The organism is Kitasatospora paranensis (genome assembly GCF_039544005.1).
Lineage (GTDB): Bacteria > Actinomycetota > Actinomycetes > Streptomycetales > Streptomycetaceae > Kitasatospora > Kitasatospora paranensis.
The window spans coordinates 2,237,170-2,255,319 of the sequence record NZ_BAABKV010000001.1 but is presented as its reverse complement, the minus strand read 5'-3'; the positions used below and the strand labels follow the sequence as shown (position 1 = coordinate 2,255,319).

The 18,150-nt window shown below is 74.4% G+C and carries 11 protein-coding genes and 5 pseudogenes; 9 read left to right on the top strand and 7 right to left on the bottom strand.

Going from position 1 to position 18,150, the window contains the following annotated elements; translation table 11 throughout:
- Positions 1–30: 30 nt before the first annotated feature.
- Positions 31–528: a DUF4232 domain-containing protein gene (locus tag ABEB13_RS11195; protein ID WP_345705383.1), complete on the bottom strand. Its 498-nt coding sequence runs from the start codon at positions 526–528 to the stop codon at positions 31–33.
- 364 nt (positions 529–892) lie between these two features.
- On the opposite strand from ABEB13_RS11195, the pseudogene ABEB13_RS11190 reads away from it, so the two are divergent.
- A pseudogene (locus ABEB13_RS11190) lies at positions 893–2,511 on the top strand (ABC-F family ATP-binding cassette domain-containing protein).
- 13 nt (positions 2,512–2,524) lie between these two features.
- Here ABEB13_RS11190 and ABEB13_RS40485 read toward each other — a convergent pair.
- Positions 2,525–2,923, bottom strand: a complete 399-nt coding sequence (locus tag ABEB13_RS40485) for a carbohydrate binding domain-containing protein (RefSeq protein WP_425559962.1) — start codon at positions 2,921–2,923, stop codon at positions 2,525–2,527.
- Positions 2,924–3,360: 437 nt separating this feature from the next.
- Positions 3,361–3,846 (bottom strand): annotated as a pseudogene (locus ABEB13_RS41105) (right-handed parallel beta-helix repeat-containing protein); the annotation flags it as partial.
- A gap of 878 nt (positions 3,847–4,724) precedes the next feature.
- On the opposite strand from ABEB13_RS41105, the gene ABEB13_RS11180 reads away from it, so the two are divergent.
- Positions 4,725–5,795: a substrate-binding domain-containing protein gene (locus ABEB13_RS11180; protein ID WP_345705381.1), complete on the top strand. Its 1,071-nt coding sequence runs from the start codon at positions 4,725–4,727 to the stop codon at positions 5,793–5,795.
- A gap of 52 nt (positions 5,796–5,847) precedes the next feature.
- On the opposite strand, the gene ABEB13_RS11175 is transcribed toward ABEB13_RS11180, so the two are convergent.
- Entirely contained in the window at positions 5,848–6,627 is a 780-nt protein-coding gene (locus ABEB13_RS11175) for a sugar phosphate isomerase/epimerase family protein (protein WP_345705380.1), read from the bottom strand.
- A 5-nt stretch (positions 6,628–6,632) separates the two neighbouring features.
- Positions 6,633–8,578 (bottom strand): annotated as a pseudogene (locus ABEB13_RS11170) (DUF2264 domain-containing protein).
- Positions 8,579–8,821: 243 nt separating this feature from the next.
- Here ABEB13_RS11170 and ABEB13_RS11165 point away from each other — a divergent pair.
- The 4 genes from ABEB13_RS11165 (at position 8,822) to ABEB13_RS11150 (ending at position 13,185) form a co-directional block, all read left to right on the top strand.
- Entirely contained in the window at positions 8,822–10,168 is a 1,347-nt protein-coding gene (locus ABEB13_RS11165) for an ABC transporter substrate-binding protein (RefSeq protein WP_345705379.1), read from the top strand.
- Between the two features lie 148 nt (positions 10,169–10,316).
- Positions 10,317–11,180, top strand: a complete 864-nt coding sequence (locus tag ABEB13_RS11160; protein ID WP_345709629.1) for a carbohydrate ABC transporter permease — start codon at positions 10,317–10,319, stop codon at positions 11,178–11,180.
- Positions 11,177–12,082: a carbohydrate ABC transporter permease gene (locus tag ABEB13_RS11155; protein ID WP_380232393.1), complete on the top strand. Its 906-nt coding sequence runs from the start codon at positions 11,177–11,179 to the stop codon at positions 12,080–12,082. The genes ABEB13_RS11160 and ABEB13_RS11155 overlap by 4 nt, the downstream gene beginning before the upstream one ends.
- 122 nt (positions 12,083–12,204) lie before the next feature.
- The gene (locus tag ABEB13_RS11150) at positions 12,205–13,185 is read left to right on the top strand and encodes a hydroxyacid dehydrogenase (protein WP_345709627.1); all 981 of its coding nucleotides are present in this window, start codon (positions 12,205–12,207) and stop codon (positions 13,183–13,185) included.
- Positions 13,186–13,212: 27 nt separating this feature from the next.
- Here the strand turns inward: ABEB13_RS11150 and ABEB13_RS11145 are convergent, their stop codons facing one another.
- Both ABEB13_RS11145 and ABEB13_RS11140 read right to left on the bottom strand, forming a co-directional pair.
- The gene (locus tag ABEB13_RS11145) at positions 13,213–13,896 is read right to left on the bottom strand and encodes a Pr6Pr family membrane protein (RefSeq protein WP_345705378.1); all 684 of its coding nucleotides are present in this window, start codon (positions 13,894–13,896) and stop codon (positions 13,213–13,215) included.
- Positions 13,897–14,109: 213 nt separating this feature from the next.
- Positions 14,110–14,373: a DUF1876 domain-containing protein gene (locus tag ABEB13_RS11140; protein ID WP_100890909.1), complete on the bottom strand. Its 264-nt coding sequence runs from the start codon at positions 14,371–14,373 to the stop codon at positions 14,110–14,112.
- 233 nt (positions 14,374–14,606) lie between these two features.
- On the opposite strand from ABEB13_RS11140, the gene ABEB13_RS11135 reads away from it, so the two are divergent.
- The 3 genes and pseudogenes from ABEB13_RS11135 to ABEB13_RS11125 all read left to right on the top strand — a co-directional run bounded on the left by ABEB13_RS11135 (position 14,607) and on the right by ABEB13_RS11125 (position 18,129).
- A complete protein-coding gene (locus ABEB13_RS11135; RefSeq protein ID WP_345709626.1) occupies positions 14,607–15,713 on the top strand; it encodes a CaiB/BaiF CoA transferase family protein in 1,107 nt (368 codons plus the stop codon).
- Positions 15,714–15,748: 35 nt separating this feature from the next.
- Positions 15,749–16,876 (top strand): annotated as a pseudogene (locus ABEB13_RS11130) (acyl-CoA dehydrogenase family protein); the annotation flags it as partial.
- Positions 16,877–16,915: 39 nt separating this feature from the next.
- Positions 16,916–18,129: pseudogene (locus ABEB13_RS11125) on the top strand (acetyl-CoA C-acetyltransferase).
- Positions 18,130–18,150: the final 21 nt, after the last annotated feature.

Below are 18,150 nucleotides of genomic sequence, written 5' to 3'. Positions count from 1 at the left end.
GCCCGCGGCGCCTCGCCGCGGGGCCCGTCCCTACGAGGGCTGCACGGGGCTGACGTCGAACGCCCCGCAGACCCGCAGGTGGTACGGGACGAGCAGCTGCTGGCGGCTGCCCGGCGGGAAGACGCCGAGATAGGCGGACGTCGCGCGGCAGGTCGGCACGACGCCGGGATCGTTGGTGCGGACGGTGGCGGTGGCGGTGCGGTCGGGTCCGAGGACCACGGTGGTCACCGGTACGCCGTTGCGCGCGGCCGGGGTGCCGATCATGCCGTGCCCTACGGTGAGGACGGAGACACCGGGGTAGCCGCGCAGCGCGCAGGAGTGGGTGGAGGTGTTGGTGAACTCCACCGGGTAGAGGAAGGATCCGGCGGCTCCCTGCGGCTGCCCGACGGAGAGGTAGAGATCGCCGGCCTGGCAGGTGGGAGTCGCGGACGCGGCCTGGCCGACCTGGGCCGTGCCGACCGCCCCGCCGACGGCGAGGAGGGTGGCCACGGCGCCGAGCGCCAGGGTGCGCTTGCCGATGGGAATCATGTCGTCCCCCGTTCGGGGCCGGGCAGGCATCGTCTGCAGGCCTGCCCACACCAGGGGGACGCCCGGCCGGTCACGCACGGTTGCGGCCCACCGGCGGAAAACCCTTTGCACCGTCCGAGACCGCCGCCTACCGTGGTTCGTGCCCGTTCACCCCTCCCGTCTGGAGAAGGCCGTTGCTCCTCTGAGGTCATGAGACACCGCCCCCGCTCCCGCCGTCCCGCGACGGCCGAACGTGTGTGAGCGTGCGACCTCGGACGAGAGCCGGCCCCCAGGGTGTCCGTGCCGTTCCCGCTGTGTCCCTGCCGCTCCCGCGGTGTCTCCCGTGTTGCTCCCCAGCCCATCGCAGCAACCACCGGAGGCCCCCATGGCACAACCCGTCACCTCGATCCTCTGCACCGACCTCTCGTTCGAGTGGCCCGACGGTGCCGCCGTCCTCGACGGCTTCCACCTCGCCGTCGGCCCCGGCCGTACCGGCCTGATCGGCCTCAACGGGGCCGGCAAGTCCACCCTGCTGCGCCTGCTGGCCGGCGAGCTGACCCCCACCTCCGGCACCGTCCGGATCGCCGGGGAGGTCGGCTACCTGCCGCAGGGCCTCACCCTGGCGCAGGACACCCGGGTCGACGAGGCGCTCGGCATCCGGGCGGCCCGCGAGGCGCTGCACGCCATCGAGGCGGGCGACGCCGACGAGCGGCACTTCACCGTCCTCGGCGACGACTGGGACGTCGAGGAGCGCGCCGCCGAGACCCTCGACCGGCTGGGCCTCGGCCACCTCGGCCTGGACCGCACCACCGGCGAACTCTCCGGCGGCGAGGGCGTCCTGCTGCACCTCGCGGCGCTGCTGCTGCGCCGCCCGGACGTGCTGCTGCTCGACGAGCCGACCAACAACCTCGACCGCCGGGCCCGCGCCCGGCTGTACGAGGCGGTCGCCGCCTGGCGCGGCGTCCTGGTGGTGGTCAGCCACGACCGCGAACTGCTCTCCCACGTCGACCAGATCGCCGACTTCAGGGACGGCACCGTCACCTGGTACGGCGGCACGTACCAGGACTACGAGCGGGCACTGGCCGCCGAGCAGGAGACGGCCGAGCGCCTGGTGCGCAACGCCGAGTCCGACGTCCGGCGCCAGCAGCGCGACCTGATCGAGGCGCGCACCAAGCTGGAGCGCAGCGCCGCCTACGGCAAGAAGAAGTCGTTCACCCGCAACGATCCGAAGATCCTCGCGGGCGCGTTCAAGCGGCAGGCCGAGGAGACGGCCGGCCGGGTGCGCGGCATGCACGCCGAGCGGCTCGCGGACGCCAAGGAGCGGCTCACCGCCGCGGAGGAGGCCGTCCGCGACGACGCGGAGATCAGGATCGACCTGCCCCGCACCGCCGTACCCGCCGGGCGCACCGTGCTGGTCCTCGACCGGGTGCGGCTGTCGTACGGCGCGCTCGCGCACGGCACCGCCGACCTGGAGCTGCGCGGTCCGGAGCGGGTCGCCCTGGTCGGGCGCAACGGGGCGGGCAAGTCCACCCTGCTGCGCGCGATCGCGGGCGAACTCGCCCCGGCGGCGGGCGAGGTGGCGGTGCCCGTGCCGCTGCGGCACCTGCCGCAGCGGCTCGACCTGCTGGACGACACGCTCAGCGTGGTCGGCAATGTCCGCCGGTTCGCGCCGGCGGCGGGCGACAACGCGATCCGGGCCCGGCTGGCCCGCTTCCTGTTCCGCGGCGAGCGGGCCGACCGGCCGGCCGGCACCCTGTCGGGCGGCGAGCGGTTCCGCGCCACACTGGCGGCCCTGCTGCTGGCCGACCCGCCGCCGCAGCTGCTGCTGCTCGACGAGCCGACCAACAACCTGGACCTGGCCAGTGTCCGCCAGCTCACCCAGGCCCTGGCCGGCTACCGGGGGCGCTCGTGGTGGCCAGCCACGACCTGCCGTTCCTGCGCTCGATCGGCATCACGCGCTGGCTGGAGCTGGAGGACGGGCTGCGCACCGTCGACCCGATGTGACGGTGGCCGCGGCTCAGTGCGCGGTGAGCGTCACGTCGTCGCACCAGCCGTATCCGCTGCCGCTGCGGGCGTAGCAGTAGATCCGTACGCTCGTGGCGGCCGGGCCGGTGGTGAAGTCGGTGCTGCCGCGCGCGTACGCGGTGGCGGTGAACGCGGCCCGGGTGGTGGAGCCGGCCGTGTCGTACTGCTTGGCGCCGAGCGAGAGTTCGGTGCCGGCGGCCGACACCCGGCCCCAACCCGCCAGCGTGTAGGTGGTGCCGGGCCGGACGGTGACGACCTGTTCGGCGGCGGCCCGGGCCGGTCCGACCCGGACGGCCCAGCCGCCGTCGTGGGCGGCGGCCCCGTCCGTGGCGGCGCCGCCGTAGAACGTCCAGGGGGCGAGCGTGCCGGTCTCGAAGCCGCCGTTGCGCACCGGGTCGCCCGGGGTGCAGTCGGCATCGGCGAAGGCCGTCGCCTGGTGGAAGCCGGCGTCCGGCCGGCAGACCGCGGGGACGGCCGCACCGAAGTAGTCCTGCCCGCCGTCGCCCGGCACCGCGACCCCGGCGGCGCGGGCGGGGAGGCGGCGCCGAGCCGGTAGTCCTGCGGGGTGGCGCCGCCGGGGTCGGCCAGCAGCGGGTCCGCGGTGGTCTTCTGCGGGTCGGCCGGTTCGTTCGCCGGGTGGTTGCCGAAGAACACGTTGGCCGTCCAGGTGAAGTCGCCGGGCCGGTAGCTGTTGCCGCCGAAGCCGCCGTACCCGCCGGTGCCCAGGTTGTCGAACAGGTTGCCGTTCATCGCGGTGACCGAACTGCCGCTGCCCTGCTGGATGATCGGTGCGGTGGAGCCGGCCGGCAGGTAGACGGTGTTGTTGTCCATCCGGGCGTTCTTCTCGCCGACCGCGAACAGCCACCGCGACCGGTCGCCGACGCTCAGGTTGTAGCGCACCACGGTGCCGGTGCTGCTGGAGCCCGCCCCGCAGGCCCCGCAGAACAACATGAAGCCGCCGTCGTTGTCGTGGCTGTAGTTGTACTGGAACAGCGAGCCGTTGTTGCCGAAGTCCGAGTCGAAGGCCATCCCGTCGTTGCTGTCGGAGAGCCGCCTGACCCGGTGGACCTCGTTGTACTGCACGGTGGTGGCGTCGGAGTCGATCGTCCAGATGCCCGCGTTGGAGCCCATCGGCCGCATCGCGATGTCGTACGCGGTGTTGTGCTCGACGAGCGCGTGGTCGGCGGCGCGCACCACGATCCCGTCGCCGCCGGTGTCGCTGACGGTGTTGCCGCGGAAGACGACACGGGTGCTGGGACGCCAGTTGACGGTGCTGCCGCAGCCGTCGCCGGAGCCGTAGGCCGGCCGGCACATCCAGGTGGAGCGGGTGGTCAGGCCTTCGCGGTCCACCGAGGCGATCCGCGAGTTCTGCACCACGACGTCGTCGAACGAGGTGGGTGCGGTGGTGCCGGACACCCGGAACTGGATGCCGTTGCTCCACTTCGTGCTGTCGCCGTCCACGTCGTGCACGTAGACGTCGTCCACCAGGTAGTGGCTGCCGACACCGTCCGGCAGGTCGGCGATCTCCACCAGCAGGCCGTTGCGCTCCTTGCGGGTGGCGGCGGTGTCCGGGAAGGTGATCTCCAGTCCGTGGATCTCCCACTGTTCGACGTTCAGGAGGTGCACGGCGGCGTTCTCCGGGCCGCTCGGGTCGCCCGCGACCACGGGCCGCGCCGTCCCGGGGCCGTACGGGGCCAGCACGACCGGGTTGCCGGGGCTGCCGGAGCCGTGCGGGGCGAGGGTGCCGGTGCAGGTGGTGCCGCGCTTGAGGAGCAGTCGGTCGCCGGGCCCGAGCACCAGGGCGTTCGCGGCGGCGAGGGAGTCGAGGGGGCTGGTGAGGGTGCCGGTACCGTTCACCGCGGCGGAGCAGTCGACGTACACGGTGGTGCCGGCGGCGGCGGCGGCGGCCGGACCGGCGGTGGGCAGGAGCAGGCAGGCGGCGGCCAGGGCGGCCGGTGCCGCTCCATCGCGGAGGGCGCGCAGGAGCATGAGGGTCTCCCGGAGCAGGAGTGGGGGAGAGGGTGGGGGTGCCGGGGCGGGGCGGGGCGACGAGGGCCCCGCGGCGGCGCGGCCTCACCGTAGGGTCGGTCATCTGATCGAGTCAATACACTCGGACTCTTCGATCGGACTTCGATCGAATGATACAAATTGATCAGCAATGCGGAGCACCCCGCGAACGGGAGGAGCAGCCCATGACCATCACGGCCGAGGAACGCCGGGCACGGATCCTGGAGGTCGTCCGCGACCTCGGCACCGTCCGCGTCGTCGATCTCGCGGGCCGCATCGGCCTGTCCGCGGTCACCGTCCGCCGCGACGTCGCGGCCCTCGCCGACGCCGGCCTGCTGCACCGCTCGCACGGGGCCGTCTCCCTGCCCGACAGCGGCGCCTTCGCCCGGCCGCAGGGCCGCGACCAGGTGATCGGCATGCTGGTGCCCACGGTCGGCTCGTACTTCGACGAGGTGATCACCGGCGCCCGGTCGGCCGCCGCCGCGGTCGGTGCCCGCCTGGTGCTGGGCATCGCCCCGTACGACTCGGCCGACGACCGCGCCCAGGTGCAGCGTCTGCTGGAGTCGGCGGTCGACGGCCTGCTGCTCACCCCGAACTGGCGGCCGGACGGGCGGGTCGGGGACGGCGACTGGCTGCGCGAACTGGCCGTCCCCGCCGTCCTGGTGGAGCGCCGCGCCGCCCCCGACAGCGCCGCCGCGGAGCTGGACTCGGTCGGCTCCGACCACCGGCACGGGGTCCTGCTGGCGCTGCGCCACCTCGCCTCGCTCGGCCACCGCTCGGTGCTGCTCGCCGCCCGCGACGACACCTGGACGGCGCACCGCGTCCGGCTCGGCTACGCCGAAGGCATGCGGATGCTCGGCCTGGAGCCGCAGCCGGTCGTCGACATCCGCCGGCCCGGGCTGGACGCGGAGGAGGTGGCCGCCGCGATCGCCGGCGCCGTGGCCGGCGGCGTCCGGGCCGTCCTCGTGCACAACGACCAGGACGCCATCCAGCTGCCGCCGCTGCTGCGCGCGCACGGCCTGAAAGTCCCCGACGACCTGGCGCTGATCAGCTACGACGACGTGTTCGCGGCGCTGGCCGCACCGCCGCTGACCGCCGTGGCCCCGCCCAAGCGCGCGGTCGGCGCGGCCGCGCTGGAGCTGCTGCTGCGCCGGATCGGCGGCGGCGGTTCGCTGCCCGTGCACCACCTGGAGCTGCTGCCCTCGCTGAAGGTGCGCACCTCCTGCGGCGGCACCGGCACCGGCACCGGCGGCTGACCGGCGGCCCGGCCCGACCTGCGCTGCCGCAGGTCGGGCCGGGCGCCGCAGGTCAGGCCAGGCACCGCAGGTGGCGCGCGCCCGGTCCGAGCAGCGGGGGCAGCGGCGCCGCCGCCGGGTGCCAGGGCGCCTCGTACTCCCAGGAGACCCAGCCGTCGCCGGGCAGCCCGGCCAGGCAGTCGGCCAGCGGCAGCACGCCCGCGCCGAGCGGCAGCGGCGTCAGGTCGTCGGCGCCCGCGACGTCCTTGACCTGCAGATAGCCGGGGTGGGCCGCCAGCGCGTCGCGCGTCGCGGCCGGGCTCTCGCCGGCCAGCCAGGTGTGCAGGACGTCCCAGATCGCGCCGACCGACCGGTGGCCGACCGCGGTCAGCACCCGGCCGACGGCCCGCCCGGAGCGATGCGAGTCGTGGGTCTCCAGCGCGATCCGCACGCCCAGCGCCTCGGCGAGGCCGGCCGCCGAGGCCAGCCGCCGCACCGCCCGGCCGTCCGCCTCCGCGCCCTCGGCGCCCGCGCCGCCCTGCGGGAAGACCCGCAGCCAGTGCGCGCCGAGGTCGGCCGCCAGCCGCAGGTGGTGGGCGAGCTCGGCCGCGACGGCGGCGTCCTCGCCCGGCCGGGCGACGCCCACGTACGAGGCGAGGGCCAGCGGGGTGATTTCGTGCGCCGTCAACTCGGCGGCGGCCCGGCGCCGTTCGGTGGCGGTCAGAGCGGGGTGGACACTCTCGCCGGGGGCGCAGCGCAGCTCCACCCCCTGCCAACCGTGGTCGGCGGCCAGGCGCAAGGCCTCGCCGAGCGGCCGGCCGGGCAGCCCGAGCGTGGAGAGGGCGAGCCGCACGTCTCTCAGCCCTCCCGTCGCACGGTCACCTCGGCCGTGCCCGGTCCGAGCCGGGCCTCGTGCTCGGTGCCGTCGGGCCAGCACACCCGGACGAGGGAGCCGTCGGGGGTCCGCTCCGTGGTGACGTGCACGGCCCGGAAGGGGGCCGGGGCCGGTCCCCGGGTGAGCCGGGAGGCGGCGACGAACAGGGCGGCCGGGCCGTCCGTCCGGCCCGTCAGCACCGGCACGGCGGCGGCCGGGCCGAAGGCGGTGCCCCCGGGCAGCGGCGTCGCGGTCGCGGCCCCGAAGCCGTGGACGCGCTGCAGGACCGCCGCCAGTGGCAGCCCGTCGGCGCCGGTGGCGGTGGCCGCGGCCCGCAGGTCGTCGCCGCCGGTGCCGGCCTGCTCGCCGGCCACCGCCCAGCCCGCCTGCCGGACGGCGGTGCCCGGGGCGGCCCCGGTCACGAGATGGGCGTGCACCTCCTCGGCCCCGGCGGCCAGCACCACCGAGGTCACGGTGGTGCCGGGCAGTTCGGTGCCGCCCAGCCGCGGGCGGTGACTGGACGCCGCCCAGCCCTCGCCGGTGCCGAGCGGGGTGATCCGGCCGCGCTCGCTGACCTCGTCCCCGACGACCAGCCCGAAGTGGTTGTCCGGCGGGGCGTCGAAGGCCGGGCCGGTCGCCGTGGAGTGCGCGAGCCGGGCGTACAGCGGGTCGTCGGCGATGGTCTCGTCGGCGGGCTGGTCGTCGCTGCCGTGGTTGTGCAGCCGGACGATGCCGTCCGCGGCGGTGGACTGGATCAGCCAGCCGGGCCCGGGCAGCGCGACGAGGGCGTCGGCGCGCTCGGACGGCCCGGGCTCTTCGCGGGCGGTCCACACCGGGTGGTCCGGTGGCAGCAGCAGCCCGAGGAAGCCCTTGCTCGCCCAGTACGGCGAGGCCGGGCCGGAGTACGGCTGCACCCCGGGGCGTGCGGACCGAACCAGCCGAGACCGAGCAGCCCGTCGGGGCCGGCCGCGCCGCGGTCCAGGAAGTACCGCAGGGCGCCGGAGGCCAGCCGCCGGGTGGTGCCCGGGGCCAGCGGGGTGTGCCCGGTGAGGGTGCCGGCCCACAGCGGCGCGGCGGCGGCGAAGCGGTAGGTGAGCGAACGGCCCTGGTGGATCGGGGCGCCGTCGGCGCCGAAGAGCCGGCCGGAGCCGTCGAGGTGCTCGGCGAGCCGGCGGCCGAGCCGGTCGGTGGTGTCGCGGTCGCCGGCGAGGTGGGCGTGGAGCAGCGGGTAGAGGTGGAACGCCCAGCCGTTGTAGTGGTCGAAGGCGCGCGGCCGTCCGTCGGTGTACCAGCCGCCGCCGCGGTACCAGGGTTCGACGGCGGCCAGGCCGCGGTCGATCGCGGCGCGGGCGGCCCCGGTCTCGATGCCGACCTCGGCGAGGAAGCCGCCGACGGTGAGCGGGAAGAGCCACCAGTTGTTCGCCACGGGTGTGCGGCGCAGCGCCTCGGCGAGCCAGGCCGCGGCGCGTTCCCGCTCCCCGTCGTCCAGCCTGTCCCAGAGCCAGCGGCGGGTCAGGCGCAGGCCGAGGGCGACGGAGGCGGCCTCGACCATGGCCTGGCCGCGGTCGGTGATCACCGGCCAGCCGTACGGGTCGCCGTCGGCGAGGTCCCGTTCGGTGGTGGGGCGGCGGGTGCCGGCGGTCAGGCCGGCCGCGTACCGCTCCAGCAGTCCGTGCGGGTCGGCGCCGCCCGCCCCGGCCACCCGGAGGGCGGCGAGCAGGAACGTACGGGCGTAGCCCTCCAGACCGTCCGACCGGTGGCCGGACCAGCTCGGCCGGGGGCCGGGCAGGTTGATCAGGGCGTGGCCGGGGCCGGCGTGCGGTTCGACGGCGGCGAGCAGGGCGTCGGCGGCGGCCTCCCAGTGGGCGCGGGTCCAGCCGGTGTACGGGCTGAGCACCCGGTCCTCCGGGGGCAGTGGGATCGCGGACATGCGGGCTCCTCCGGGCGGCGGACGGTGCGGCGGGTGGGGTGCGCGGGGCGGTGGGTGCGCGGTGCGGTGGGTGCGCGGGCGCCTCGAATCTAGGAAGGGGCGGATCGATCGTCAAGGCATCTCGATCATCTGATCCGGTTCGGATCATTTCAGATCATCCGATCCGAAAGTCTTGACTTCGATCGGATGTGCTCCGAGGATGGCGGTCATCCCTCGCAGACCCCCGCCTCCAGGAGCCGAGCCATGTCCGCTGCCCCCGCCCGCAGTCGCAGAGCCGCCCTTCGCGTTGCCTCCGCATTCGGCGCCGCCGCCCTCGCCACCGCCCTGCTCACCGCCTGCGGCAGCGGCACCGGCACCACGTCCGACCGGGCCGCCACCGACGGCAAGCCCGTCTCCCTCACCTTCTGGGGCTGGGCCAAGGGCACCAAGGACGTGGTCGCCGCCTTCAACGCCTCCCACCCGGGCATCCAGGTCAGCTACGAGGAGATCCCCTCCGGCAACGCCGGCGGCTACGCCAAGATCTCCAACGCGGTCAAGGCCGGCAACGCGCCCGACGTCTTCAACGTCGAGTACCCCCAGCTGCCGGACTTCGTCAGCCAGGGCGCCGTGAAGGACATCAGCAAGCTCGTCGGCGCCGACCTCAAGGCCAAGTACCTGCCGCAGGCCGTCGACCTCACCACCCTCGGCGGCGCCACCTGGGCCCTGCCGCTGGACGCCGCACCGCAGGCCTTCTACTACCGCAAGGACCTCTTCGACAAGGCCGGCATCACCGTCCCGAAGACCTGGGACGACTTCCGCACCGCCGCCCAGAAGCTGAAGCAGGCCGACCCGAACACCCGCATCGCCACCTTCTTCCCGGACGACCCGAGCACCTTCGAGGCGATGAGCTGGCAGTCCGGCGCGCACTGGTTCGCCACCTCCGGCGACAGCTGGAAGGTCGACCTGGCGGGCGCCGAGACCAGGAAGGCCGCCGACTACTGGCAGAAGATGATCGACGACGACCTGGTGCGGGTGCAGACCTCCTTCAGCCAGCAGTGGACGGCCTCCCTGCAGAAGGGCGAGACCGCCGGCTACCTCGGCGCCTCCTGGGGCGGCGGCGTGCTCAAGAGCACCCTCCCGGACGCCGCCGGCAAGTGGGCCGTCGCCCCGATGCCCAGCTGGGACGGCAGCCCCGCCAGCGGCATGCTCGGCGGCACCACCTTCGCCGTCTCCAAGGACAGCAGGAAGGCCGAGGCCGCCGTCGAGTTCGCCACCTGGGCCACCACCACCCCCGAGGGCATCAAGGCCCGGATCGCCTCCGGCACCTCCTCCGCCTACCCGGCAGACCCGGCGCTCGTCCCGGTCGCCGAGAAGGCCTTCGACACCGCCTTCTACGGCGGCCAGGACATCTACGGCGTCTACGTCGCCGCGGCCGGCTCCATCCGGCCCGACTGGGCCTGGGGCCCGGTCATGGGGGCCACCAACACCGCGCTCAAGGACTCCTTCGGCAAGCTCGCCGCCAAGTCCGGCACCCTCGCCCAGGCCGTCGACGCCGCCCAGCAGTCCACCCTGGCCGAGCTGAAGAACCGCGGCCTCAAGGTCGCCGGCTGATGAGCCCCGCCACCCGCAGCGCCGCAGACCCGGGCCCGGCCACCCGCACCGCGGCCGCGCCCGCCCAGGGCGCCCCGGCCGCGGACCGCAGCGCCGCCCGCCCCGCCGCCCCCGGCGGCGGCGCGGGCGGTACGGGGCCCCGGCCGTCCTGCTCGCCCCGTTTCTGCTGCTCTTCACCGCCTGCACCCTCGTGCCGATCGGCTACGCCGGCTACCTCAGCCTGTTCACCGAGCACCGCTCGGGCCTCGGCTTCGGCGGCAGCGAGACCGTCTTCACCGGCCTGGGCAACTACACCCGCGCGCTCGGCGACGCCGCCTTCCGGGCCGGCTTCGTCACCACCGCCGAGTACTGCCTGCTCTACATCCCGCTGATGGTCGGCCTGTCCCTGCTGCTCGCGCTGCTGCTGGACTCCGCCCTCGCCCGCGCCCGCCGCTTCTTCCAGCTGGCGCTCTTCCTGCCGCACGCGGTGCCCGCCATCATCGCCGCGCTGATCTGGATGTACCTGTACACCCCCGGCATCAGCCCGGTCGTGGACGCGCTCGACTCCGCGGGCTGGTCCGCCGATCCGATGGCCCACCCCCTGCCCGCGGTGGTCAACATCGCGCTGTGGGAGTGGACGGGCTACAACATGGTGATCTTCTACGCCGCGCTGCAGGCCATCCCGCGCGAGGTCCTGGAGGCCGCCGTGGTCGACGGCGCCGGAGCACTGCGCACCGCGGTCGCCGTCAAGATCCCGCTGATCCGGCCCTCGCTCGCGATGGTCGGCCTGTTCACCGTGATCGGCTCGCTCCAGCTGTTCACCGAGCCGGTCATCCTGCACGGCGTCTCCCCGGGCGTGGTCTCCACCTGGACGCCCAACATGTACGCCTACTCCGCCGCGTTCGAACGGGGCGACTACGGCCTGGCCGCCGCCTCGTCCGTGCTGCTCGCCCTCGCCGCGGCCGCGCTCTCGTACCTCGTCACCCGCCTCACCCGGGGCCGCGGCGGACGCCGATCGGAGGACACCGCGTGACCACCCTCGCCCCCGGCCGGGCCCGCACCCGCCGCCCCGCCCGATCCGCCGGGGACCGCCCGCGCCGCCCCCGCTCGCTCTCGAGGGCCGGCGTCAACGCGGCCCTGGTCCTCGCCACCGCCTACACCCTGCTGCCGCTCGGCTGGCTGCTCACCGCGGCCGCCAAGAACACCGGCGACCTGCTCGGCGGCCGCACCCTGTCGCCGGCCACCTGGCACCTGGGCGCCAACCTGCACGACCTCGCCACCACCGGTGACGGCATCTACTTCCGCTGGTACCTCAACTCCCTGCTCTACGCCGGGATCGGCGCCTCGCTCTGCGCCCTGGTCTGCGTCGCGGCCGGGTACGCCTTCCACGTCCACGACTTCCCCGGCAAGGAGAAGGTGTTCGGCCTCGTCCTGCTCGGCGTGCTCGTACCGACCACCGCGCTCGCCCTGCCGATGTACCTGCTGGCCTCCGAGGTCGGCGTGGTCAACACCTTCTGGGCGGTCTTCCTGCCGTCCCTGGTCAACCCGTTCGGCGTCTACCTCGCCCGGGTGTTCTGCGCCGGCTACCTGCCCGGCGAGGTGCTGGAGGCCGCCCGCATCGACGGCGCCGGGGAGCTGCGCACCTTCCGCTCGATCGGCCTGCGGATGGTGATGCCCGGCCTGGTCACGGTGTTCCTGTTCCAGTTCACCGCGATCTGGAACAACTTCTTCCTGCCGCTGGTGATGCTGTCCGACAACCGTCTGTTCCCGGTCAGCCTCGGCCTCTACAACTGGAACACCCAGACCCACGCCTTCCCCGAGTACTACCCGCTGGTCATCACCGGTTCGCTGTTCGCCGTGCTGCCCCTGGTGGCCGCCTTCGTCGGCCTGCAGCGGCACTGGAAGGCCGGTCTCACCGCCGGAAGCGTCAAGTGACCTCCGCCCGCGCCCGTTCCGCACACTCCCCGGAGCTCCCCGTGTCCCACCCGACCACGCTGCCCGTCCCGGCCCCCGGTCCGCCCCGCGCCGCCGCCCGCCGCCCGCGCGCCCTGCTGGCCATGCAGCCCGGCCTCGCCGAGCGGCTGATCGACCGCGGCACCCTGGACCGCCTCACCGACCTCGCCGACCTCGACCCGGCCCTGGTCGTCCACGACTTCGGCACCCCCGCCGCGGCCGCCGCGCTCCGCGAGGCCGAGGTCGTCGTGACCAGCTGGGGCTGCCCGCCGCTGGACGACGCCGTCCTCGACGCCGCCCCCGCGCTGCGCGCCGTCATCCACGCCGCCGGATCGGTCAAGCACCACGTCACCGAAGCCTGCTGGCGGCGCGGCCTGCAGGTCAGCTCGGCCGCCTGGGCCAACGCCCTGCCGGTCGCGGAGTACACGGTGGCGGCCGTGCTGCTCGCCAACAAGCAGCTGCTGCGCATCCGCGAGGACTACCGTGCCCGCCGCGCCCCGCACGACTGGCAGGACGCCTACGCCTCGGCCGGCAACTACCGCCGCACCGTGGGCATCGTCGGCGCCTCCCGGATCGGCCGCCGGGTGCTCGACCTGCTGCGCCCGCACGACCTGGACCTGCTGCTGCACGACCCGTACGTGGACGCCGCCGAGGCGGCCGGGCTCGGCGCCCGGTCCGTCTCCCTGGACGAACTCTGCGCCGCCGCCGACGTGGTGAGCGTGCACGCGCCCGAACTCCCGGCCACCCGCTGCCTGATCGACGGCCGCCGGCTCGGCCTGATGCGGGACGGCGCCACGCTGGTCAACACCTCGCGCGGCTCGCTGATCGACCAGGACGCCCTGGTCGCCGAGCTGGTCACCGGCCGGATCGACGCCGTGCTGGACGTCACCGAGCCCGAGGTGCTGCCCGCGGACTCCCCGCTCTACGACCTGCCGAACGTCGTGCTCACCCCGCACGTGGCCGGCTCGCTGGGCGGCGAACTGCACCGGATGGCCGCCGCCGCGGCCGACGAACTCGCCCGCTACGCCGCCGGGTTGCCCTTCGCGCACCCGGTGACGGCCGAGGACGCCGCCCGCTCGGCCTGAGCGGACGGCGTCCCGGCCGGCCCGGGGTCAGTGGTCGGCGTGCTCCGGCTCGGCGACCCGCTCCGGAGCGGGCTCGCCCGCCGAGCGGCCGGCCAGCCGGGTGCCGAGCCGGTCGAGGCCGACCACGGCCGCGCCGAGCACCACGAACTCGACGGTCAACTGCCCGATCTGGCCCAGCACCCAGCCGTACCCGTCCGTGGTCGGGTCGAGGAAGAAGTACGGGTACTTCAGCGGGAAGGACGGGAAGAGGATCGCCCGCAGCTCGGTCAGCACGGCGTAGCCGAGCGGGAAGGCCAGCCACAGCGGCAGGTCCTTCCAGCGGGAGGCGTTGCGGGGCTTCAGGACCAGCCAGTCGCCGAGGACGAGCAGCGGCGTCACGTAGTGCAGGAAGAAGCTCGACCAGTTCTGCAGCCGGTCCGGGCCGTCGACCAGGCCGGGCAGCGGGTCGGCGCCGTGGTTGAGCAGGATGTGCGCGACCAGGCCGGTGATGGTGATGTAGAGCGTCGCGGCGCCGCGCAGCCGGGGCGCGGGCGCCAGGACGGTGCCGCGCCGCACCATCCAGTAGACGGCGCCGATGAAGTAGCCGAGCACGATCACGTTGCTCTCGATGGTGAAGTACACCAGCGAGCTGTTGCTCAGGATCAGGCCGAGCCCGGCCGAGAGTACGATCGCCAGCCGCCACCAGAGGGCGGGCCTGGTCCGGACGGTCATGTGCTGCGTTCCCCGTTCCCGTCCGCGCGCCCGTGGGGCCGCCGGACCGCGAGGGACGGATGGGTGGAAAGGCGGACCGGTCGCCGCACTCTACCCGCCGGTAGCGTGGCTGCGGAAGCCGCCGGCGATCACGCCGACGGGCTCGCCGCGCAGCGTGCGGGCAAGGGAGCGGGCCCGGTGGCCGTCGTCGCCGGGCCCTTCGCGTGCGCCGGATCAGAGGCCGAGCCGGGCCGTCTCGTGGGTGCGGGTCTCGATCCCCGTGGCCGCCTTGTCGATCAGCTGGTGCGCGAGGTTGGAGCAGGCCCGGGCGGCGGCGAGCTCCTCGCCGATGGTCGAGTCGGGCGAGTCGTCGGGATTGCGCCGCGCGATGCCGATGCCGCGGACGCCGGGAGCGCTGAAGCCGCTCAGTGAGGCGGTGCAGCTGGTACGGCTCTCGTCCTCCTCGAAGTTCAGGTCGACGATCCAGTGGTTGTGCATGGCGGATCACCCTCTCCGGATTTGCGCTCGTCAGCCCCAGAATCCGCCCCTGCGCCCGGGACGGCAACCGCGGCGGCCCGGCCCGGGCGGCGCGCCGGACAGCCGGCGGCGGGCTCTTGTTACCGGCGGGTTGCGTGTCTATCATCGCGACTGTGACAGCTTCACTGTCAAACTTTGGAGGGCCGGCGGTGGCGAACGACCGTGCAGTCCCCGGCGGCGCGGGGCACGGTCCGCTGGCCGGCGTCCGCGTCCTGGAGCTGGCCGGGATCGGCCCCGGCCCGTTCGCGGCCATGCTGCTCGCCGACCTCGGCGCGGACGTCGTCCGGGTCGACCGCCCCGGCGGGGCCGGGATCGGCCCCGAGCCGGCCGCGGACCTCACCAACCGCAACAAGCGCTCCGTCCTGCTCGATCTCAAGGCCCCCGACGGGCTCGCCGCGGCACTCGCCCTCGCCGGGCGGGCCGACCTGCTGATCGAGGGCTACCGGCCCGGCGTCGCCGAGCGCCTCGGCATCGGCCCGGCCGACTGCCTCGCCCGCAACCCCGCCCTGGTCTACGGCCGGATGACCGGCTGGGGCCAGGACGGACCGCTCGCCCAGCGGGCCGGCCATGACATCGGCTACCTCGCGACCGCCGGGGTCCTCGGCATGATCGGCGCCCCCGACGGCCCGCCCGCCATTCCGGCCAACCTGCTCGGCGACTACGCCGGCGGCTCGCTCTACCTGGTGGTCGGACTGCTCGCCGCCCTGCACCATGCCCGGGCCACCGGCGCCGGCCAGGTCGTCGACGCCGCCATCGTGGACGGCGCCGCCCACCTCGGCACCATGCTCTGGGGCCTGCTCGGCGCCGGCCAGTGGCAGGACCACCGCGGTGCCAACCTGCTCGACGGCGGCCTGCCCGGCTACTCCGTCTACCGGACGGCCGACGGCGCCTGGATGGCGGTGGGCGCCCTGGAGCCCCGGTTCTACGCCGAGTTCGCCGCCCTGCTCGGCCTCGGGGAGGACGCCCCCGGGCCGTACGACCTCGCCCGCGCGCCCGAACTGCGCGAGCGGATCGCCGCCCGCTTCGCCACCCGCACCCAGGCCGAGTGGGCCACCCTGTTCGAGGGATCGGACGCCTGCACCGAAGCCGTGCTGACGATGCGTCAGGCATCGGAGCACCCGCACCTGGCGGCCCGCGGCACCTACACCGAGCGGGACGGCATCGTCCAGCCCGCGCCCGCGCCGCGGTTCTCCGCCACCCCCGGCGCCCTGCGCCGCCCGCCCGCCCTCCCGGGCGCGCACACCGCCGAGGTCGCCCGCGACTGGGACGTCCCCGGCCTCACCGCACCGCAGCACGGCTGACCGCACCGACCGTCCACACCCCCGAGGAGCAGCAGGTGCAGCGCGAGATCTACACCGACGAGCACGAGGCGTTCCGCGAGACCGTCCGGGCCTTCCTCGCCAAGGAGGTGCTGCCGCACCACGAGCGCTGGGAGCAGGCCGGCATCGTCGACCGCGAGGCGTGGCTCGCCGCCGGCCGGCACGGCCTGCTCGGTCTCGCCGTCCCCGAGCAGTACGGCGGTGGCGGCACCCCCGACTTCCGCTTCCCGGCCGTGCTCGCCGAGGAGTTCACCCGGGCCGGGGTGAGCGGGCTGGCGATCGGCCTGCACAACGACATCATCGGGCCGTACCTGACCTCGCTCGCCACCGAGGAGCAGAAGGAGCGCTGGCTGCCCGGCTTCTGCAGCGGCGAGATCGTCACCGCGATCGCGATGACCGAGCCGGGCGCCGGCTCCGACCTGCAGGGCATCCGCACCACGGCGGTGGACCGGGGCGACCACTACCTGCTCAGCGGCACCAAGACCTTCATCTCCAACGGGATCATCTCCGACCTCGTCGTGGTGGTCGCCCGGACGACCCCCGAGGGCGGCGCGCACGGCCTCAGCCTGCTGGTCGTCGAGCGCGGCATGGCGGGCTTCGAGCGCGGCCGCAACCTCGACAAGATCGGCCAGAAGTCCCAGGACACCGCCGAACTGTTCTTCGACGAGGTGCGGGTGCCCAAGGAGAACCTGCTCGGCGAGGAGAACGAGGGCTTCCTGTACCTCATGCGCAACCTCGCCCAGGAGCGGCTGGCCATCGCGGTCTCCGCCATCGCGGGCGCCGAGCACCTGCTGGAGCTCACCACCCGGTACGTCAAGCAGCGCACCGCGTTCGGCAAGCCGCTCGCCAGGCTCCAGCACGTCCGCTTCGAGATCGCCGAGCTCGCCACCGAGTGCGCGGTCACCCGCACCTTCGTCGACCGGTGCATCACCGAGCACAACCGGTACGCGCTCACCCCGGTGGACGCCTCGATGGCCAAGTGGTGGGCGACCGAACTGCAGAAGCGCACCGCCGACCGCTGCCTCCAACTGCACGGCGGCTACGGCTACATGAGCGAGTACCCGGTTGCCAGGGCGTTCACCGACGGGCGCATCCAGACCATCTACGGCGGCACCACCGAGATCATGAAAGAGATCATCGGCCGCCCTCCTCGGCTGACCCCGATGCATCGAAAGGCATCCACCGTGACCACTGAAGCGTACGTCTACGACGCCGTCCGCACCCCCGGGGCCGGGGCAAGGCCAACGGCTCCCTGCACGGCACCAAGCCGATCGACCTCGTGGTCGGCCTGATCCACGAACTCCAGGCCCGCTTCCCGACGTTGGACCCGGCGGCGATCGACGACATCGTGCTCGGCGTGGTCAGCCCGATCGGCGACCAGGGCTCCGACATCGCCCGGATCGCGGCCATCGCCGCCGGGCTCCCCGACACCGTCGCGGGCGTCCAGGAGAACCGCTTCTGCGCGTCCGGCCTGGAGGCGGTCAACCTGGCCGCGGCCAAGGTGCGTTCGGGCTGGGAGGACCTCATTCTGGCCGGCGGCGTGGAGTCGATGTCCCGGGTGAAGATGGGCTCCGACGGCGGAGCCTGGGCGATGGACCCGATGACCTCGTACGAGACCGGCTTCGTCCCGCAGGGCATCGGCGCCGACCTGATCGCCACCATCGAAGGCCTGAGCCGCACCGACGTGGACGCCTTCGCCGCCGAGTCCCAGGCGCGCGCCGCCAAGGCCCAGGCCGACGGCCACTTCGACCGCTCGGTCGTCCCGGTGCGCGACCGCAACGGGCTGGTCGTGCTCGACCGCGACGAGTTCATCCGCCCGGGCACCACCGTGGAGACGCTGGCCGGCCTCAAGCCGTCCTTCGCGGGGATCGGCGAGATGGGCGGCTTCGACGCGGTCGCGCTGCAGAAGTACCACTGGGTGGAGCGGATCGACCACGTCCACCACGCGGGCAACTCCTCCGGCATCGTGGACGGCGCCGCGCTGGTGGCGATCGGCTCCCGGGAGGTCGGCGAGCGCTACGGCCTCACCCCGCGCGCCCGGATCGTCTCCGCCGCCGTCTCCGGCTCCGAGCCGACCATCATGCTCACCGGCCCCGCCCCGGCCACCCGCAAGGCGCTCGCCAAGGCCGGGCTGACCGCCGAGGACATCGACCTGGTCGAGATCAACGAGGCGTTCGCCGCCGTCGCGCTCCGCTTCATGCGCGAACTCGGCTTCGGCCACGAGAAGGTGAACGTCAACGGTGGCGCGATCGCGCTCGGCCACCCGCTCGGCGCCACCGGCGCGATGCTCATCGGCACCCTCGTCGACGAACTGGAGCGCCGCGACCTGCGCTACGGCCTGGCCACCCTCTGCGTGGGCGGCGGCATGGGCGTCGCCACCGTCGTCGAGCGCATCTGACCACCCCTGATCCCCGGAGAG